At 33.7% G+C, this 18,912-nt stretch carries 19 protein-coding genes; 17 read left to right on the top strand and 2 right to left on the bottom strand.

Features of this window, described 5'->3' with window-relative positions; translation table 11 throughout:
* The first annotated feature begins 13 nt into the window (after window positions 1–13).
* The 10 genes from CWS01_RS00160 to spoIVB all read left to right on the top strand — a co-directional run bounded on the left by CWS01_RS00160 (window position 14) and on the right by spoIVB (window position 11,198).
* On the top strand, window positions 14–424 hold the full coding sequence (locus CWS01_RS00160; RefSeq protein WP_101174959.1) for an Asp23/Gls24 family envelope stress response protein: 411 nt from the start codon (window positions 14–16) through the stop codon (window positions 422–424).
* Window positions 425–986: 562 nt separating this feature from the next.
* A complete protein-coding gene (gene nusB, locus CWS01_RS00155; RefSeq protein WP_101174958.1) occupies window positions 987–1,379 on the top strand; it encodes a transcription antitermination factor NusB in 393 nt (130 codons plus the stop codon).
* Window positions 1,380–1,450: 71 nt separating this feature from the next.
* On the top strand, window positions 1,451–2,791 hold the full coding sequence (gene xseA, locus CWS01_RS00150) for an exodeoxyribonuclease VII large subunit (protein WP_101174957.1): 1,341 nt from the start codon (window positions 1,451–1,453) through the stop codon (window positions 2,789–2,791).
* Between the two features lie 6 nt (window positions 2,792–2,797).
* A complete protein-coding gene (gene xseB / locus CWS01_RS00145) occupies window positions 2,798–3,031 on the top strand; it encodes an exodeoxyribonuclease VII small subunit (RefSeq protein ID WP_101174956.1) in 234 nt (77 codons plus the stop codon).
* Window positions 3,032–3,035: 4 nt separating this feature from the next.
* Window positions 3,036–3,926 (top strand): polyprenyl synthetase family protein, encoded by an 891-nt coding sequence (locus CWS01_RS00140; protein ID WP_235851943.1) that lies wholly within the window; start codon window positions 3,036–3,038, stop codon window positions 3,924–3,926.
* Window positions 3,927–4,383: 457 nt separating this feature from the next.
* On the top strand, window positions 4,384–6,276 hold the full coding sequence (gene dxs, locus CWS01_RS00135; protein WP_101174954.1) for a 1-deoxy-D-xylulose-5-phosphate synthase: 1,893 nt from the start codon (window positions 4,384–4,386) through the stop codon (window positions 6,274–6,276).
* 6 nt (window positions 6,277–6,282) lie between these two features.
* Window positions 6,283–7,113: a TlyA family RNA methyltransferase gene (locus CWS01_RS00130; protein WP_101174953.1), complete on the top strand. Its 831-nt coding sequence runs from the start codon at window positions 6,283–6,285 to the stop codon at window positions 7,111–7,113.
* Between the two features lie 236 nt (window positions 7,114–7,349).
* Complete coding sequence (gene ahrC / locus CWS01_RS00125; protein WP_101174952.1) at window positions 7,350–7,799, top strand: transcriptional regulator AhrC/ArgR; 450 nt, start codon at window positions 7,350–7,352, stop codon at window positions 7,797–7,799.
* Between the two features lie 16 nt (window positions 7,800–7,815).
* Complete coding sequence (recN, locus tag CWS01_RS00120; protein WP_101174951.1) at window positions 7,816–9,501, top strand: DNA repair protein RecN; 1,686 nt, start codon at window positions 7,816–7,818, stop codon at window positions 9,499–9,501.
* A gap of 407 nt (window positions 9,502–9,908) precedes the next feature.
* Window positions 9,909–11,198: a SpoIVB peptidase gene (gene spoIVB / locus CWS01_RS00115; protein WP_101174950.1), complete on the top strand. Its 1,290-nt coding sequence runs from the start codon at window positions 9,909–9,911 to the stop codon at window positions 11,196–11,198.
* 27 nt (window positions 11,199–11,225) lie between these two features.
* On the opposite strand, the gene CWS01_RS00110 is transcribed toward spoIVB, so the two are convergent.
* The gene (locus CWS01_RS00110; RefSeq protein ID WP_101174949.1) at window positions 11,226–12,137 is read right to left on the bottom strand and encodes a 1,4-dihydroxy-2-naphthoate polyprenyltransferase; all 912 of its coding nucleotides are present in this window, start codon (window positions 12,135–12,137) and stop codon (window positions 11,226–11,228) included.
* A 442-nt stretch (window positions 12,138–12,579) separates the two neighbouring features.
* On the opposite strand from CWS01_RS00110, the gene spo0A reads away from it, so the two are divergent.
* The 5 genes from spo0A (at window position 12,580) to CWS01_RS00090 (ending at window position 15,655) form a co-directional block, all read left to right on the top strand.
* Window positions 12,580–13,371: a sporulation transcription factor Spo0A gene (spo0A, locus tag CWS01_RS00105; RefSeq protein ID WP_101174948.1), complete on the top strand. Its 792-nt coding sequence runs from the start codon at window positions 12,580–12,582 to the stop codon at window positions 13,369–13,371.
* Between the two features lie 172 nt (window positions 13,372–13,543).
* The gene (locus CWS01_RS22830) at window positions 13,544–13,906 is read left to right on the top strand and encodes a site-specific integrase (RefSeq protein ID WP_235851942.1); all 363 of its coding nucleotides are present in this window, start codon (window positions 13,544–13,546) and stop codon (window positions 13,904–13,906) included.
* Between the two features lie 96 nt (window positions 13,907–14,002).
* Window positions 14,003–14,293, top strand: a complete 291-nt coding sequence (locus CWS01_RS22825) for a tyrosine-type recombinase/integrase (RefSeq protein ID WP_268877027.1) — start codon at window positions 14,003–14,005, stop codon at window positions 14,291–14,293.
* 32 nt (window positions 14,294–14,325) lie between these two features.
* Window positions 14,326–14,802 (top strand): hypothetical protein, encoded by a 477-nt coding sequence (locus CWS01_RS00095; protein ID WP_101174947.1) that lies wholly within the window; start codon window positions 14,326–14,328, stop codon window positions 14,800–14,802.
* Between the two features lie 652 nt (window positions 14,803–15,454).
* A complete protein-coding gene (locus CWS01_RS00090; RefSeq protein WP_101174946.1) occupies window positions 15,455–15,655 on the top strand; it encodes a cold-shock protein in 201 nt (66 codons plus the stop codon).
* 337 nt (window positions 15,656–15,992) lie between these two features.
* On the opposite strand, the gene CWS01_RS00085 is transcribed toward CWS01_RS00090, so the two are convergent.
* Window positions 15,993–16,130 (bottom strand): YycC family protein, encoded by a 138-nt coding sequence (locus CWS01_RS00085; RefSeq protein ID WP_101174945.1) that lies wholly within the window; start codon window positions 16,128–16,130, stop codon window positions 15,993–15,995.
* A gap of 38 nt (window positions 16,131–16,168) precedes the next feature.
* On the opposite strand from CWS01_RS00085, the gene CWS01_RS00080 reads away from it, so the two are divergent.
* Together CWS01_RS00080 and CWS01_RS00075 are read left to right on the top strand one after the other, a co-directional pair.
* A complete protein-coding gene (locus CWS01_RS00080; RefSeq protein WP_101174944.1) occupies window positions 16,169–16,900 on the top strand; it encodes a glycerophosphodiester phosphodiesterase in 732 nt (243 codons plus the stop codon).
* Window positions 16,901–17,365: 465 nt separating this feature from the next.
* A complete protein-coding gene (locus tag CWS01_RS00075; protein WP_168714345.1) occupies window positions 17,366–18,877 on the top strand; it encodes a sigma 54-interacting transcriptional regulator in 1,512 nt (503 codons plus the stop codon).
* The last annotated feature ends 35 nt before the right edge of the window (window positions 18,878–18,912 follow it).

Raw genomic sequence — 18,912 nt, 5'->3', positions numbered from 1 at the left:
GGAGGAAATAATTATGTCAGATAATACAATTTTAGAAATGAATCAAGAACAAAATGGTTTAGGCAAAGTAGAAATTGCTCCTGAAGTCATTGAAGTAATTGCTGGAATTGCTGCATCAGAAGTAGAAGGTGTTGCACAAATGAGAGGCAATTTTGCTTCAGGTGTGGTAGAGAAGCTAGGGAAAAAAATCCACAGCAAAGGCGTTAAGGTGGAGCTGACAGAAGAAGGCATTAAAGTGGATGTATTTTGTGTGATGATTTTTGGGGTGTCTATTCCACAAGTCGCACAGAAAATACAAGACAATATTCGTCAAACTTTAATCAATATGACTGCACTAGTTGCAGAAGAAGTGAATATTCATGTTGTTGGCATTCAGTTTGAAGCACAAAAAACGCAAGAAGCGGAATATGATCAAGAAATATAGTAGATAATCATAAAAAAGACTGCTAGTGGATAGTCTCCATTTTGGTGAAGAGACAGTATCTTTATTAAAACGGAGGTTGACTAAAATCCTTGGCGGTCTTTTTTTGTCAAATGATGTTCATTAATAATATCAATAAAATGATTTGCAATTTAATTCCTTTCCAAAAGGCTAAAGGAAGCAAAAATCCACAGTACTCTTTAGCAGAACCTTTTTAATATGCAATTTTTCTGACTATAAATGGGCGGAAAAAACGATGAAAGAGCACATAGAAGTTTCTAGTTATTTGTGCTATTATCTTTTTAGAAAGTGAGATTGTTTTATTCTATTCAAAAAGCTGTGTAGCATAAAGTTGTTTATTTTCATATAGAACACACTAAATAAACAAAATTGGCTCAGTAGCAGCTGCAATGTAACTGACGCTAAAAATATAGTAGAGATTAAGTGCCTATGATTAGATCTGTTCGTTATCTTATATAAAATTAGTTTACAAACAACAGCTTTTTGGTAATATGATTTGATGGAATACAAATGGTTAAGATGTTAAAGGAGCTAAAGATTAAAAATGAAAAGAAGAACTGCTAGAGAAAAAGCACTGCAAGCATTATTTCAAATTGACCTTAGTCAAACAGATAAAGAAGAAGCGATTGTACATGCGTTAGACGGAGAAAAACAGGATGCCTATTTAACAAGTCTTGTCGATGGTGTATTAGAGAACCAGCAGGAAATTGATGAAATCATTAAAAAACATTTAGAAAATTGGACGATGGAACGACTTGCTAATGTAGATCGAAATCTATTAAGATTGTCTATTTATGAACTTTTATATGCTGGTGGCGAAGTGCCGGCAAATGTAGTAATGGATGAAGCAGTAGAAATTGCTAAACTTTATGGCGATGATCAGTCAAGCAAATTCATAAATGGAGTTTTGTCAAAAATAAAAAAAATCAGTAAATAAAAATGTTATGGGAGGAGTAATTTAAGCTTGTTTTATTCCTTCCGAATCCTTTTAGATAAGGAGTACAATAAATGGAAACAAAATATTTGTCTGTACAAGCGTTAACTAAATACATAAAAAGAAAATTTGATGCCGATCCTCATTTGCATGCAGTTTATGTCAAAGGTGAAATTTCTAACTTTAAACAGCATACTAGCGGTCATATGTATTTTACATTAAAGGATAATAAAGCAAGAATCCTTGCTGTGATGTTTGCAAGAAGCAACCAAGGAATGAAATTTAAACCAGAAAATGGTATGAAGGTATTAATTAAAGCAAGTGTAACCGTTTATGAACCGAGCGGCCAGTATCAAATGTATGTTCATGAAATGAAGCCAGATGGTATTGGCGATCTTTATTTAGCATACGAGCAATTGAAAAAAAAGTTAGAACAAGAAGGTTTATTTTCACCAAAATTTAAGCTACCCATCCCTAAATACCCGAAAACCATTGGAGTTATTACTTCTCCAACAGGTGCAGCTATTAGAGATATATTAACAACAATAAAAAGAAGATATCCAATAGCTAAAATCATCATATTTCCTGCCCTCGTACAAGGTGATGCAGCAGCCCCCTCCATCGTTCAGGCCATCAATCAAGCAAATTTACAGGAGCCGCCAATAGATGTTCTAATTGTTGGCAGAGGAGGCGGTTCAATAGAAGAATTGTGGGCATTTAATGAGGAAGAAGTAGCACGGGCGATATTTTCTTCGCAAGTGCCGATTATTTCAGCTGTTGGTCATGAAACAGACTTTACCATTGCTGATTTTGTTGCCGATTTACGAGCGCCTACACCAACAGGTGCAGCCGAACTTTCGGCACCAAATATAGAAGATGTTATGGAAAGGATTTTGTCTAGAAGAGCAAGATTAATACGTGCCGCAAAAGAAAAAGTGGATGTTCAAAAGACAAGGTTCCAGCAAATTCAAAAATCTTATGCCTTCCGTTATCCAAAAGTTCTCCATGAACAAAAAATGGAACAATTGGATAGGCAAAAAGAGCTGCTCTTACGCAATATGAAAAAATTTCAAGAGAAGCAAACAGAAAAATGGATGCTTTTTACAAAACAATTGGAAAGAAATCACCCATCAGAGTTAGTAAAAAAAGCAGATAGTGATTTAAATGTTTTGGAAAAAAACTTAAAAAGAAATATGATGCTTATTTATAATCAAAAAACGCATCGTTTTCAATCCCTCATTCAAACCATGGATGCGTTAAGTCCATTAAAAATAATGGAACGAGGATACAATTTAGCATATCTTGATAACGGCAAACTATTAAGCAGCATTAAGCAGCTGAAGGAAAATGATAAACTAGAAGTAAAGCTTTCAGATGGTTCTATAGAAGCAAAAGTGATTAAAATTAAGGAGTGATCCATTTTGGCTGAACAGAAAAATCTATCTTTTGAAGAAGCAATGGATGAATTGGAGAAAATTGTTGAAAAATTAGAAGAGGGAGATGTTCCATTAGAAGAAGCAATTAATACATATAAAAAAGGAATGGAACTTTCTAAATTCTGTCATGATAAATTAAAAAATGTGGAAGAACAGCTTGCAGAGATTGTTTTAGATAATGGTCAAAAAGAGATTTTTTCCATATCGGAGGAGGAATAATCCATTGCAATATTCATCTCTTAATGATTTTACCAAAACGTATAAAAAGTTATTAGAAGAGCAGCTAAAACAAAGCATTGACCAGCTTTCTGCACCGTCTATCATTAAAGATGCAATGGCATACTCCCTTAGTGCTGGAGGCAAACGGATTCGTCCATTATTATTGTTTGCGACTATGCATGCATTTGGAGAAGATCCAAAAAAAGGGATTCTACCAGCAACTGCCTTAGAAATGATTCATACATACTCTCTTATTCATGATGATTTGCCAAGCATGGATGATGATGATCTAAGAAGAGGAATTCCGACAAACCATAAAGTATACGGAGAAGCCATTGCCATTCTTGCAGGAGACGGCCTTTTGACATATAGCTTTCAGCTGCTGACAAAAATGCAAAAAGAGTTTAATGGAGAAACAATAGTAAAGGCAATAGAAATTCTTTCTCAAGCAGCAGGCCCTGAAGGAATGGTTGGAGGGCAGGTTGCTGATATGGAAGGAGAAGAGAAAAAACTTTCCCAAGAAGAGCTTGAGTATATCCATATTCATAAAACAGGAAAATTGCTTATTGCAAGTGTTCTCTTAGGAGCGGTTTTAAGTAAAGGGAATCAGAAGCAACTGCAACAGTTAACAAACTTTGCCCAACATTTAGGTTTAGCTTTTCAAATAAGAGACGATATATTAGATCTTGAGGGCGATGAAGAATTAATTGGTAAGAGAGTTGGCAGTGATTCGTATAATCATAAGAGTACGTATCCTGCTCTTTTGACAATGGATGGAGCGAAAAAGGAGCTCGATACACATATTAATAAAGCAAAAGCAATTCTTTCTGAATTATCTCTTGATACGGGCATCCTAGAAGCAATAACTGATTTGGTGGCTAATCGGGTAAGTTAAAAGGAACGGGTGGTTTACACTATAGATAAAAGTGGTAAAATTCATAATACAGAGGCTTTATGCTAAAATAGATAAAGGAATCAAATAGCCGTTACACCTGAGTGTTAGCGGTTTTTTTATCTATATAAAAACAAAGGGTAAATTGACTTCAAGATTTTATTTTGTAAAAAATAAAATCTTGAAGAAATGAAAGCGTTGTAAAGTAACAGTAATCATAAAAAAACTTTACAATATGGAGGGTTTTTTTAATTCCTAGGGGAAATGGCTTACTGTTTTCTAGGATACAATGGTATAATACATATTTAATGTTTATTATGAATATTGTTTATCCATTCATAAAAGCTTTTTTAAATAATCGGATTTAATAGTTAGTATGAAAAAATAAAAAAGAATGTATGCTATATAAAAGGTGAAATTTTATGGGCGGTATACTTGATATGAAAGTGAGTTGTTATGTATGGATTTAATGTCGATTAAAAATCCATCTTTTCTAAAAGATCTATCGATAAATGAACTAGAGAAACTTAGTGAAGAAATTCGTCATTTTTTAATCAATCAATTAGCTGCAACAGGTGGGCATATTGGGCCGAATTTAGGGGTAGTAGAACTGACAATTGCTTTGCACAAATGTTTTAATAGTCCAAAAGATAAAATGATTTGGGATGTGGGCCATCAATCTTATGTGCATAAAATCTTAACTGGAAGAGCCAGCGAGTTTCATTCGTTAAGACAATATAAAGGATTGTCTGGATTTCCGAAAATGAATGAAAGTGAACATGATGTGTGGGAAACAGGCCATAGTTCTACTTCCTTATCTGCAGCAATGGGGATGGCAGTTGCTCGTGATCTGAAAAAAGAAGATTCTTATATTATTCCCATTATTGGAGATGGAGCATTAACAGGCGGCATGGCTCTTGAGGCTCTTAATCATATTGGGGACGAAAAGAAAAATATGATTGTTATTTTAAATGACAACGAGATGTCTATTGCACCAAATGTCGGAGCTCTTCATCAAGTATTGGGCAGATTAAGAACGGCAGGCAAATACCAATGGGCAAAAGATGAATTAGAAATGCTGATGAAAAAAATCCCTGCAGTGGGAGGGAAATTAGCCGCTACAGCAGAAAAAATTAAAGATAGTTTAAAATATCTGCTTGTTTCAGGCGTATTTTTTGAAGAACTAGGATTTACGTATTTAGGACCTGTAGATGGACATAACTATGAAGATTTACTGGAGCAATTAAATTATGCTAAAAAAACAGAAGGACCTGTACTTTTGCACGTTTTGACAAAAAAAGGAAAAGGTTTCTCTCCAGCAGAAGAAGATACAGTTGGGACATGGCATGGAACAGGACCTTATAAGATTGAGACAGGGGATATTATTAAACCTGTTAATACTCCACCTGCATGGAGTAAATTAGTAAGTGATACAGTACTGAAGCTTGCGCGAAAAGACAAAAGAATTGTCGCTATTACACCTGCGATGCCTGTAGGTTCTAAATTAGAAGCGTTCGCAAAGGAATTTCCTGATCGTATGGTAGATGTCGGCATTGCAGAGCAGCACGCAGTAACATTAGCGGCTGGACTTGCTACACAAAAGATGAAGCCGTTTTTGGCGATTTATTCCACTTTTTTGCAAAGAGCTTATGATCAGATGCTTCATGATGTGTGCCGCCAAAAATGTAATGTCTTTATTGGCATTGACCGTGCAGGATTAGTCGGAGCAGATGGAGAAACACATCAAGGCGTTTATGATATTGCCTTTTTGCGGCATATGCCTAATTTAGTGCTGATGATGCCAAAAGATGAGAATGAAGGGCAGCATATGGTAAATACAGCAATTCAATATAATGATGGTCCGATTGCTATGCGTTTTCCAAGAGGCAATGGTTTAGGAGTCAAAATGGATGAGGATCTTAAAACGATTCCAATTGGCTCATGGGAAGTATTAAAAGAAGGATCAGATGCAGCGATATTAACATTTGGCACAACGATTGAAATGGCATTAGAAGCAAGTGAAATACTAGGAAAACAAGGGATTTCAGTAAAGGTAATCAATGCAAGATTTATTAAACCTCTTGATGAATCGATGATGCTGGATTTATTAAATATGCAAATACCGATTTTGACTATTGAAGAAGCTGTCCTTCAAGGAGGATTTGGAAGTTTTGTATTAGAGTTTGCCCACAATCATGGATATGATGCAAGCAGCATTGATCGAATGGGGATACCTGATGAATTTATTGAACATGGAGATGTTCAATCTTTATTAAATGAAATTCATTTAACTACAGAAGAAGCAGTAAAAAGAATATCTTCAATTGCTAAAAAAAAACAAAAAAGGGCTTAGGATTAGATGAAGAAAGAAAGAGTAGACATTTTATTAGTAGAACAAGGGTTATTTGAGACAAGAGAAAAGGCAAAAAGAGCAATAATGGCAGGGACTGTTTATTGTGAAGAAATGAGAATGGATAAGCCAGGTGAAAAAATAAATAAAGAATCTAAACTGACTGTTAAAGGGAAAACATTAAAGTATGTGAGTCGCGGTGGCTTAAAGCTGGAAAAAGCCCTTGAAGTATTTGATGTGAATATCGCAAATAAAGTGCTTCTTGACATCGGTTCTTCAACAGGAGGATTTACGGATTGTGCTTTGCAAAATGGAGCAAAGATGTCATATGCTTTAGATGTAGGATACAATCAGCTTGCTTGGAAGCTAAGACAAGATGAACGGGTAATCGTTATGGAAAGAACTAATTTTCGTTATGTTACACCAGCGGATTTAAAGGAAGGCATGCCAGATTTTGCTTCCATTGACGTATCATTTATTTCCCTAAAATTAATATTGCCTGTTTTAAAAACATTGCTAGTAGAAAAAAGTGATGTTATTGCATTAGTAAAACCTCAATTTGAAGCAGGCAGGGAGCAAGTCGGCAAAAAAGGAATTGTAAGAGATAAAAAAGTACATGTTTCCGTATTGGAAAAAATTATTAATTTCTCTGTGCAAGAAGGCTACAAAGTAAAGGGCATATCCTTTTCCCCCATTACAGGAGGGGATGGCAATATTGAATTTTTGCTTCATTTACATTGGGATAATCAGCCTAGTAATGAGGAGTTAGATTTTACAACCCTTATTAACGAAACGGTCACATTTGCACATAATGAACTAAAAGCAAAAAAAGAAGAATGATTTTTTCAAATGGCTAAAGAGGAATAAGTGAAACTTATTCCTCTTTAGATTGTAAAAAATAAATAATTGTATAGTATAATGAGGAGAAACTGATGCAAGTTGTAGAATAAACAGGAGTTTTGTCAAAAACTAAAAATAGAATGTACAGGATATTTGTTAATATGCAGGATAATTAATAAGGGTTTACATATAAAGAAACCTAAAATTTGTACATTCATCATTAAAGGGTGATAAATATGAATAAAGGTCAAAGACATATTAAAATAAGGGAAATTATTACAAATAATGATGTGGAAACACAGGATGAACTGGTGGATGAATTAAAAAGAGCAGGATTTAATGTAACGCAGGCAACGGTTTCTAGAGATATTAAAGAACTTCATTTAGTGAAAGTACCCTTGACAGACGGCAGATACAAATATAGTCTTCCGGCAGATCAGCGTTTTAATCCTCTGCAAAAGTTAAAAAGAATAATGGTCGATTCTTTTGTGAAAATTGATTCTGCGGGAAATTTATTGGTTTTGAAATCATTGCCAGGAAATGCACAAGCGATTGGTGCACTAATTGATAATCTTGACTGGGAAGAGATTTTGGGAACAATTTGCGGAGATGATACATGTTTAATTATTTGCAGAACGACAGAAGATGGACAAACGATAACAGATCGTTTTCTTGATATGCTGTAAAAAGAGGTGACAATAGTTGTTAAGTGAATTATCTATAAAAAACTTTGCTATTATTGATAGTTTATCAATCTCTTTTCAAAAGGGGTTAACAGTTTTAACTGGTGAAACAGGTGCAGGTAAATCCATTATTATTGATGCGATTAATCTGCTTGTAGGAGGACGGGGTTCCTCAGAGTTTGTAAGACATGGAGAAGAAAAAGCCGAAATTGAAGGCTTATTTTATATAGAGGATGGACATCCTTGTTTTAAAAAAATGCAAGAATTTGGAGTGGATATTGAAGAAGGAACGATTATTCTAAGACGTGACATTGCTCTTTCCGGTAAAAGCGTTTGTCGAATAAATGGAAAACTTATTACCATTTCTACATTGAGGGAAATTGGATCAAGTTTAATTGATATTCATGGCCAGCATGAGCATCAAGAATTAATGGATGAAACCAGACATCTGAATTTATTGGATACATTTGCTATTAATGAAATAAGCACAGTAATAAAGGAATATGAAGAAGTTTATGAGTCTTATGTCCAAACAAAGAAAAAACTAAGCAAACTCACCGAAAATGAACAGCAAATGGCACAAAGGCTTGATTTGCTGCAATTTCAGCATGAGGAAATAACGAATGCAAATTTACGCATCCAAGAAGATGAAGAATTGATGGAAGAAAGAAAAAGGCTAATGAATTATGAACGCATCTTTGACAGCATCCAGACAAGTTATAATAGCTTAAGAGGAGAACAAAAGGGGTTAGACTGGCTTGGTGAAGCAATGGGACATTTAGAAGATGCTGCGACACTTGATGATGAATATAAAACAATGGCGGAATCTGTATCAAATAGTTATTATATGTTGGAAGACGTGGCAAGCAAATTGCGCAATAGCTTAGATTTTCTTGAATATGATCCGGAACGCTTAAATGAGATTGAGTCCCGATTAAATGAAATAAGTGGGCTTAAAAGAAAATATGGGAAAACAGTCGAAGAAATAGTAGAGTATGCAGCCAAAATTGCGGAAGAATTAGAAACATTGCAGAATAAAGAAACACATATAGACAAGCTGGAAAAAGAACTGATGAGCCTTCATTCAGATCTATTAGTAGAAGCAAATGAATTAACGGTGTTGCGGAAAATGGCAGCAGAGCGATTAACCGATGATATTCATAAAGAACTAAAAGAATTATATATGGAAAAAACAGTATTTGAAGTGAAGATTAAGCAAAATGAAGAGCGTGTTACAAAAAATGGAATAGATGAAGTGGAATTTTATATCTCCACAAATCCTGGAGAACCATTAAAACCTTTGTCAAAAATTGTATCTGGTGGAGAATTGTCTCGGATGATGCTTGCATTAAAAAGCATCTTTTCTAAACATCAAGGTATTACATCCATTATTTTTGATGAAGTCGATACTGGTGTAAGTGGACGAGTGGCCCAAGCAATCGCTGAAAAAATTGCTCATGTTTCTAATGATTCTCAAGTTTTATGCATCTCTCACCTGCCACAAGTTGCTGCAATGGCTGACACGCATTTATTTATTGCAAAAAATATTCAAGATGGCAGAACTTCCACCACCGTTACCCCGCTCCCCAAACAAGACAAAGTAAAAGAAATAGCACGTATGATTTCTGGGACAGAAATTACGGAATTAACAAAAAAACATGCAAAAGAACTGTTAAAATTAGCACAAAAAGCTAAGAATAGATAGATAAGCAAAAACCTCTGATATTCAGGAGGTTTTTGTTTATTGTAGATTTTTTGTTTATCATGCTGTTTGTCAGCCTTTCTTAAAAATTGTAAAAAATATCCGTTTTAAAATAAAGTAGCACTACTTTAAAAAGCAAGATGAAGGCTATTTGTATATATCCCCACTTTACCTTTATATATGCGCTGTTCATATTTTAACCTTATTTATTTGGAAATTATTAATGTAGAATAATAAAATGGAAACTTGATGAACAGCGGTTTACTATCACCTTTTTGTCGGAATTTACTAGTTGTGCATAGATAGAGAGGGTTTTATAAAGATTTTACAGTTATAAATGCTCTATTTGCAGGCAAAATTATAGGTGTAGCCAAAAAAGTGGTGAACAAGAAGCGAGGAGAGTGAATGGTTTGAAAAGTGACTTCCTTAGAAAAATAATTGGTGGAATTCTCCTTGTTTCATTAATTTCTTTAGCTTTTAATAAACCCTTTCAAGAATATATTCATATACCTAAAAATATAACGGTATTTGAGAACCAAGAAGTAACATTAGATGCTGCTCTTCCTGTTACAGCAAAATTATCGGATGATAATGCAGTAGTTGCTCTTAGCCAAGATGAAAAGAAGTTATCTTTACATGGCAAAGAATACGGGAAAAATGGTGTAGTGTTAGAATTGGCAGGTTTTCCAGTAAAAAAAGTAGATGTGAATGTAATAAAAGATTTTAAAGTTATTCCCGGTGGACAATCTATCGGAGTAAAATTAAATACTGTTGGCGTATTGGTAGTAGGGCATCATCAAGTGAATACAGAAGAAGGAAAAGCATCCCCAGGAGAAAAAGCAGGAATTAAAGTGGGAGATTTAATTACAGAGATAAATGGCGAAAAGATTGAAAAAATGTCAGATGTAGCACCTTTTGTACAAAATGCAGGAACTTCAGGAGATGGACTTGATATAACCATTAGAAGAGAAAATGACGAAATTAAAACAAAACTTATTCCATTAAAAGAAAAAGGAGATAATTCTTATAAATTAGGTTTATATATAAGAGACTCGGCAGCTGGAATAGGAACTATGACTTTTTATCATCCAGCTTCAAAAAAGTATGGCGCATTAGGACATGTTATTTCGGATATGGATACAAAAAAACCTATAGTAGTGGATGATGGCGAAATTGTACGATCAACTGTTACAAGTATTGAAAAGGGGTCAAGCGGCAACCCTGGCGAAAAATTAGCCCGTTTTTCTTCAGATAGAGAAGTGATAGGAAATATTACGACAAATAGTGCTTTCGGAATTTTTGGAGAGTTAAACAAACAATTAACGAATGGAATTATGGACAAACCAATGCCTATTACTTTATCTGATCAAGTAAAAGAGGGGCCAGCACAAATATTAACAGTTGTAGATGATGATAAAGTGAAGCTATTTGATATAGAGGTAGTCAGTTCTGTGCCGCAAAAATTTCCAGCTACAAAAGGTTTAGTCATTAAAGTGACAGATAAAGAATTATTAAGAAAAACAGGAGGAATTGTCCAAGGAATGAGCGGCAGCCCAATCATTCAAGATGGCAAAGTAATTGGAGCGGTTACCCATGTATTTGTTAATGATCCAACTAGCGGTTATGGCGTTCATATAGAATGGATGTTAGATGAAGCGGGAATTAATATTTATGAAAATTCAAAACAAAAAGCTTCATAAAAAAAAGCGCTCTAGTCAGCGCTTTTTTTATGAAGTAATATATTGCAGCAATAAACCGATGCATAATAAAAATCCAAAAATAGTATTTGTTAATGCTGTTGATTTCATTGCAATTGGTGTTTGATTTTTATCCCCTTTAAAGCCTTTGATTGCTTGTATTGGTTTTTTTACACTCAATAAAACGATAAGGAGCCACGGGCTTAAACTTCCAAATAAAATAAGGACAATAATCCATAGATAAGATAAAGCGAAAAGCGCTCCAAGCAAAGCAACTGCTTTATCAAAACCAATTAAAATAGCGATTGTTTTGCGGCCTCCCAATGTATCTTCTTCAATATCTCGAATATTATTCGCTAAATTAATTCCTCCAACTAAAAAAGCAATAGGTATGGAAATAAGAATGCTTTCTATAGTAATATTAGTTGTTTGGATATAAAAGGAAATTAAAATAAAGAGGGAGCCCATGCAAATTCCAGAAAAAATTTCTCCAAAAGGCGTATAAGCTATAGGAAGTGGGCCTCCTGTATAAAGGTAACCAATGGCCATTCCAAATAATCCTATAAGAGCAATCCACCAGCTGGAGCTTGCGCAAATATAAATGCCAAGCATTAAAGAAATGCCATATAAAAATAAAGCAAGTTGCAGAACTGTTTTTGGTTTCATTCCATGGCGAACAATAGCACCGCCAATTCCTACGGAGTCTTCCGTATCTAAACCTCTAATAAAATCGTAATACTCATTAAACAAATTAGTTGCAATTTGAATAAACAAGCATGCAAGCAGCATTGCTATAAATAAACTTATATTTAAATTGACATATTGCATTGCGAGTACAGTTCCAATCAAAACAGGAACAAACGAGGCCGTTAATGTATGTGGTCTTGTAAGCTGCCAAAGCACTTTACGAGTAGACTGCACTTCTTTTGTAACATTTTCCATAAAAAAATCCTTTCTGTTGCACTAATTAATAGAAGTAAAAAACATAATGAAAGTCCATCTATAATAATAACGTAAGAATCTGTTTTACAACAAGAAAATATTCATCATTTCGTCATAATTTTTTTCCCTAATTGGATAAATATGAAAAAGTACTGTCTGAAAAAGATGTTTATAAAAAAAGGAAAATGATGAAAAAAGAGTACTATTTATTCGTTGTAGAGTATAATAAGGATGTTTATATCATGATGTTTCGACAATGTTTTGGAGAAAAATGGTAAATATCGAATATGGTCGAATTTTAAAGAAAACAGGAGGAAAATTAAGATTTTCATCCTTTTGTAACATTTTTTAATAAATTCAAAGGAATTTTAGTTACTTTGTCGAACTAGTCATATTAGAATAATATATAGAAGTGATGCTGGATTCGAGGAGGAAATCATTAGTGAAGAAGATAAAAGTATGTATTGTTGATGATAATAGAGAATTAGTTGGTTTATTAGAAGAGTATATAGGAAGTCAGGAAGATATGGAAGTAGTGGGAGTTGCGCATAATGGACAGGAATGCTTAGAGCTTATTGAGGAAATCGAACCAGATGTTATGATATTAGATATTATTATGCCTCATTTAGATGGATTAGCGGTGCTAGAGCGCATGAGAGAGAGAAAATCTGTCGCTATGCCAAATGTTATTATGCTAACCGCATTTGGCCAGGAAGATGTAACAAAAAAGGCAGTAGACTTAGGAGCATCTTATTTTATTCTAAAACCATTTGATATGGATCATTTAGCAAGCCATATCCGCCAAGTAAGCGGAAAATCAAATGGGTTTATTAGAAAAAGCCAAACAAGCTATAGAAGTCAGCAGCAAGATTCCAGACCGCGAAATTTAGATGCAAGCATTACAAGCATTATTCATGAAATTGGTGTGCCGGCACATATTAAAGGCTATTTGTATTTACGAGAAGCGATTTCCATGGTATACAATGATATTGAATTATTAGGATCTATAACAAAAGTGCTATATCCAGATATCGGGAAAAAATATAATACAACTGCAAGCAGAGTAGAGCGGGCAATCCGACATGCAATAGAAGTAGCATGGTCTAGAGGCAATATCGATTCTATTTCTTCTCTTTTCGGCTATACAGTCAGTATGAGTAAAGCGAAACCAACAAATTCTGAATTTATCGCAATTGTCGCAGATAAGCTGAGGCTGGAACATAAGGCTTCTTGAAAGAGATAGAAGGCTTGATATGACTGGGTTAGTAGTTGTTATCCATTTATTGTTATCTAATGTAAGATGACCGATAAACTTCTTTTTGAACCTATAAATAAATCGTTTGTTTACCGAAGGACATTTTCTTTTATTGGTATGTAAATTTACTAGTAAAAGAAGGTGTCTTTTTTTGTTGTTATCTGATATGGAATTGCAAATGGATAATTTTATGCTGTATTGTGCAAGTGAAAATTCATCGAAAAAAACAATGAGAAGTTATGAACAGACTTTGCGTTTATTTATTTTGTACATAGAAGAAAAGTTCCAAATTAATGAAGTTAGCAAAGTGAAGTCGGCACATATTAGGCATTACATTAAGTACCTACGTGAACGTGGAAAGTATACAGTTGCGACAGACGATGCTTCTTTAAAAGTGAACCATCCTGACCATAGGAATGATTATAACAAGCCCATAAGTGATACAACGGTGGCAAATTATTTACGCAATTTAAAAGTGTTTTTAATTACTTATACAAAGTGGAACGTGAAATAAAAGTAAACCCAGTTGAAAATATCCAGAATATTAAACCAGTGCGGAAACAAAAACAATTATTGAGTAATGAAGACCTAGTTAAAGTATTACATCAATTTGATACAGCAACTTTTTCATGGTTATCGAAATTGGATGATTACTCGTTTATTACTGGATACAGGAATGAGAATTTCAGAATGCTTGTCACTAAAGCCTGAAGATATTGATTTTAAGAACAAGGCCATTTTAATTAAAAATACCAAAAACAAGCAGCAACGATACGTATATTTTTCTTTTAAAATGTCCAGTGACTTAAAACGTTGGTTACAGTATCATGACCGTTTTTCCAGTAGTGATTATTTATTCCCACCTATAAATGGAATAAAACTTCTGAACAAAAGGGAATAATAAATAATAAATTGTATCTTGTGAGGGCTCTTATGATTAATAAAAGAAAGGCTTTATCATTTAGTACATTAGTTATTCCTTGGTTAACTACTCCATTGCTAGGGAAAAATCCTTTTGTTCGCTTTCTTCCAGTCGCAACTTTTATTGGCTATATCTTTAGTTTGTTAGGCGAAATTGCTGATAGACGTAAGTGGTGGAAAGTGAAAAATGCTTTATTTCCAAATTATCGTTTAGATTTCTCTTACCTTTTAGGCTTGTTTTTTATAACAACTATTTGGGTATTTAAATTAACGTACGGCAGCTTTATAAAGTACTTAACATTAAATATTGTACTGGATTATCTTCTTGCATTTCCTATCGCAAAGTTTTTTACTAAAGTTGGAGTATTCGAATTCAAGAAAATGCGACCAAAACATTTTTACATATTGTCAGTTGTAACAGCAATCGTTATTTATTTTTATCAATTATTAGTGGAACGAACTATTGTAAAAGAGATAAAGAAATATTAGAAGAAGTAATGTTGTTTGTATCCCTTATAAAACAAAAAGCGTAGTTTTAGGATAACAATGGGATTAAAAATACTTTAACTAAACTTGCTGTTAGGAGTTCAGGAGCTATTCCATTATAGGGCGCTTTTCTTTAATAAGAAGGCGTCTTTTGTAATTAAATCAGATTCTGGAGCAACACATTTAAGGGATTGGGGTTATATTAAGGTGTAGAAGAGATTGGGAAGGATTTTACTTAAACTATCAGGGGCTTTAGTTTAAAAGTCGATTCCTTGAAATTGGCTTTTTTTATGGGTGGAAATTTCCTTAGCGTTGTAAATCTGCATTTTCCTGACGCTACCCCAAAAAAGGCAAAAAAATAAAGCCCTGCCCATTAAAGAGGTTTTTTGTTTGTTCATTTTAAAAATGGCTGTGCATTAAACTATGGTTGTTAGAATGATTTTTGCTCCAGTTTTAAGAGGAAGAGTAAAGTCAAGTAGAAGCAAATAATAGTATTTTAATTATTATGCTGTAAATATTTGCTTTCTTAAGCAGAACCTGTTACTATAAAGAAGAATTATTTTTGTTCGAAGTTAGAAGATACATCTTTTATACAAAAAGAGCAAGGATAGTGAATTATTTAATTGTGCAAATTGCACATAGGAGGAAAACAAACATGGCTACAGGTAAAGTAAAATGGTTTAACGCAGAAAAAGGTTTCGGATTCATCGAATCTTCTGAAGGACAAGATGTATTCGTACATTTCAGCGCTATCCAAACTGAAGGTTTCAAAACATTAGACGAAGGTCAAGAAGTTAATTTTGATATAGAAGAAGGTCAACGTGGACCTCAAGCAGCTAACGTTACTAAAGCTTAATAACTAGAAAAATGTACAAACAGACACCAGGAAATGACCTGGTGTCTGTTTTTATTTTGTGTAATAGGGGTAATCTGTAAAGAAGTTTTAGGAAAATAAAAAGGCTGTTTTCTTAAAGTTCGTTGTTTTTTTACATACAATCTCTACGAAAACAGCCAATAAAAAAGACTGAACTTGTTGAGGAAAAAGTCCAGCCAGTTTATAAAGTGAAACTTCAATCAGTGGGGGTTTTACTGCCCGTTACTGCCGGATAAAAATGCAAAACGGAATAAATAAAATGATATTTTGTTATATCATAAACTTCAAAAATATTTTGCAAGTTATAGTAGATTATTAATTATTGCTTTTCTTTTTCTAATTCCATTAATTTTTGCACCAATATATGCTGGGGCATATGCATAAGCTGTTCTAAAGGAACTTGAAGCTTTTCAGCAAGTTTCAGTGCCGTATCAGGTGATAGTTGTAAAGGTTTCAAATGATTTCCCCCTATAAAAAATGTTAGGATGTGTCAGAATGTCACTAGTTTTTGCCCATCGTGGATATTCAGCAAAATTCCCAGAAAATACGATGATCTCCTTTCAACAGGCAGAAAAGGTCTGTGCTGATGGTATTGAATTAGATATCCAAATGACAAAAGATGGAGAATTAGTTATTATTCATGACGAAAAAGTGGATAGAACAACCAATGGATCAGGCTATGTAAAAGATTATCTCTACAAAGATATAAGAACATTGGATGCTGCCTCTAAATATAATGGAAATGGGCAAAAGATGCAAATTCCTTCACTTCATGAATTTTTTGAATGGATGAAGCAAACAAACATAATCTGTAATATTGAATTTAAAAATAATAAACTTCCTTATAAAGAGATGGAAGAAAAAACGATCGAACTTATTCGGCAATATGGACTTGAAACTCAGATTATTTTTTCTTCCTTTAATCATTACAGTATGGTGCTATGCAATCAAATAGACCCAACAATCGAAACCGCGCTTTTATTCTCTGATGGCATTTATCGACCATGGATGTACGCAAAAGCAATAAAAGCAAATGGAATTCATCCTAATCAGCGTCTCGTAAACAAAGAATTTATTAGAAACTCAGAGAGTTTTGGCATCAAGGTTAGAGCGTATACGGTAAATGATCCAAAAAAAATGAAATTATTTGCAAGCAGTGGTATTTCGGCCCTTATTACTGATGACCCATCTCTTGCCAAAAGCATACTAAATGATTTTGCCCCATGATACAAGCCTACATAGTCAATGAGGGTACTGAAAGAGGGAAGTTAGTGAAGATAAGTAGAGAAAGAGTCTTTTAATCAATAGATAGATGTATTTTCCGAGGCTTACCATTCGCTTTCCACGGGGATGCCGCTTCGGGCAGAGCTCATCTGTCTCGTTAATCCCGTAGGAGACGAGGGGAGTAATATATTATTTTGTTAAATTGGGAAGATTGACAAGGGAAAAGTCCACTTTAGTTCTCCATGGAGACTAAAGTGGACTTTTTGTATATATCAAATAATAAAGATAAAAGTCACTAAGTTTTTCAGTGCCTTCTTGCCAATTACATGTTTTTTATTTAACGATTTTTTTGTGTACTAGAAAAGATAAAACAGAAAATTAGGATAGCTAGAAAAAAATTGCATAATGATAAAAAGAAGATTATAGTATAACTATGAAATAATTTGCACGGTTAAGTGAGAAAATTATGTGAAAAGAGGCTTTTGCAGCATGCAGCATTCCTTCTATCTTAAACAGATATTTAATGAAATACAGGGTGGCTTATTAATAACCGACCAATTAGGCCATGTTATTTTTTCTAATGATGCAGCAATGCAGAGGATTGATTTGGGAAATAAAAAATTATATAAAAAACAATTGCAGGAAATATGGCCTAATAGCTCTTTAATGACAGTGCTAGAAACAAGAAAAACAGAAATGGACAAGTTATTGTTTGAGGATGGATGTCAGCTAGCTGCTTACAGTATTCCCATCGATCATCATGGCAAAATAATTGGTGTCCTTTGTTTATTGCTACCGAAATCTATAGATGCTAGCAACAATAAAACAGTTGGGATGGAAGTGTTTCTTCATATAGATTTGCAAAATATTGCAGAAACTCTTTTTTCTATCGATGCAAAAGAAAAAATGAATAGCTCACTGCCGTTATTTGGAAAGAAAACAGCTGCATCCCCCCATCTGATAGAAGGCCATATTCATTTAGTTCCTACATATGAAAAGTTGATTGCTGCTGCCAAAGAATTTCTTTGCATGCACTATTTTTATGAAGCGGCAGAAGCAAACTATACATTTTCAGATATAATCTGCCAATCAGCTGCTATGAAACTTTCTTATCAGCAGGCAATGTTAGCAAGTACGGTAGAAACATCCGTTCTTATTAGAGGGCAATCAGGAACAGGAAAAAAAATGTTTGCATCTGCCATTCATCATGAGAGCAGCCAAAAAGGTAATATATTTAAGAACGTTTCCTGTATAAAAATGAACGAAAAATTAGTAGAAGAATTTTTATACTTTAAAAATGATGGTGATAATAGTAAAGAGGAAACAGAATCTTTCCAAGGCACTTTATACTTTGATGAAATCGGCAAGCTACCTTTAGAGCTGCAAAAAAAACTGCTTGCCTTTTTAACGGAAAAAAATTTAAAAAATAAAAATAATCGCATTAGGATTATTGCAGGATCATCGGAAAATTTGGAAAAGCAAATGGTAAAGGGACAGTTCATAGAAGCTTTATATTATGAATTAAACAAATTTTGCATGCATTTGCCATCATTAAAAGAACGTTCAGAAGATATTCCTCAGTTAATAGAGTATTTTACGAACGAACTGAATCAAACGTGCAGTCGCCATGTAGATGAAATTGACCAATCTGTTTATGAACTGCTTTTGCAACATGAATTTTGTTCCAATATAAAAGAGTTGAAGGCAGTTATCCAATTGGCGATGATTTCTCTCGAAAAAGAGGATAGAAAACTGGAAAAAAAACATTTTAAATTTCAGTGTGAAAACGCAATAAGCGAAGAATATATACCTGAAATAAATGAAGAAGCTCCTTTGTCTTTATTAGTAGAAAAATATGAGAAAGTAATTATTGAAAATACATTAAAAAAACAGGATGGCAATAAAACACTCACGGCCAAAACATTAGGGTTATCTGTGCGGAATTTATATTATAAATTAGAAAAATATGGACTTATGTAAAAATAGATTTTTAAATAGGAAAATGGCATAACTCG

The sequence above is a fragment of the Niallia nealsonii genome, assembly GCF_002835805.1.
GTDB classification, from domain to species: Bacteria; Bacillota; Bacilli; order Bacillales; family Cytobacillaceae; genus Niallia; species Niallia nealsonii.
This window is presented reverse-complemented; position numbering and strand designations above follow the sequence as displayed.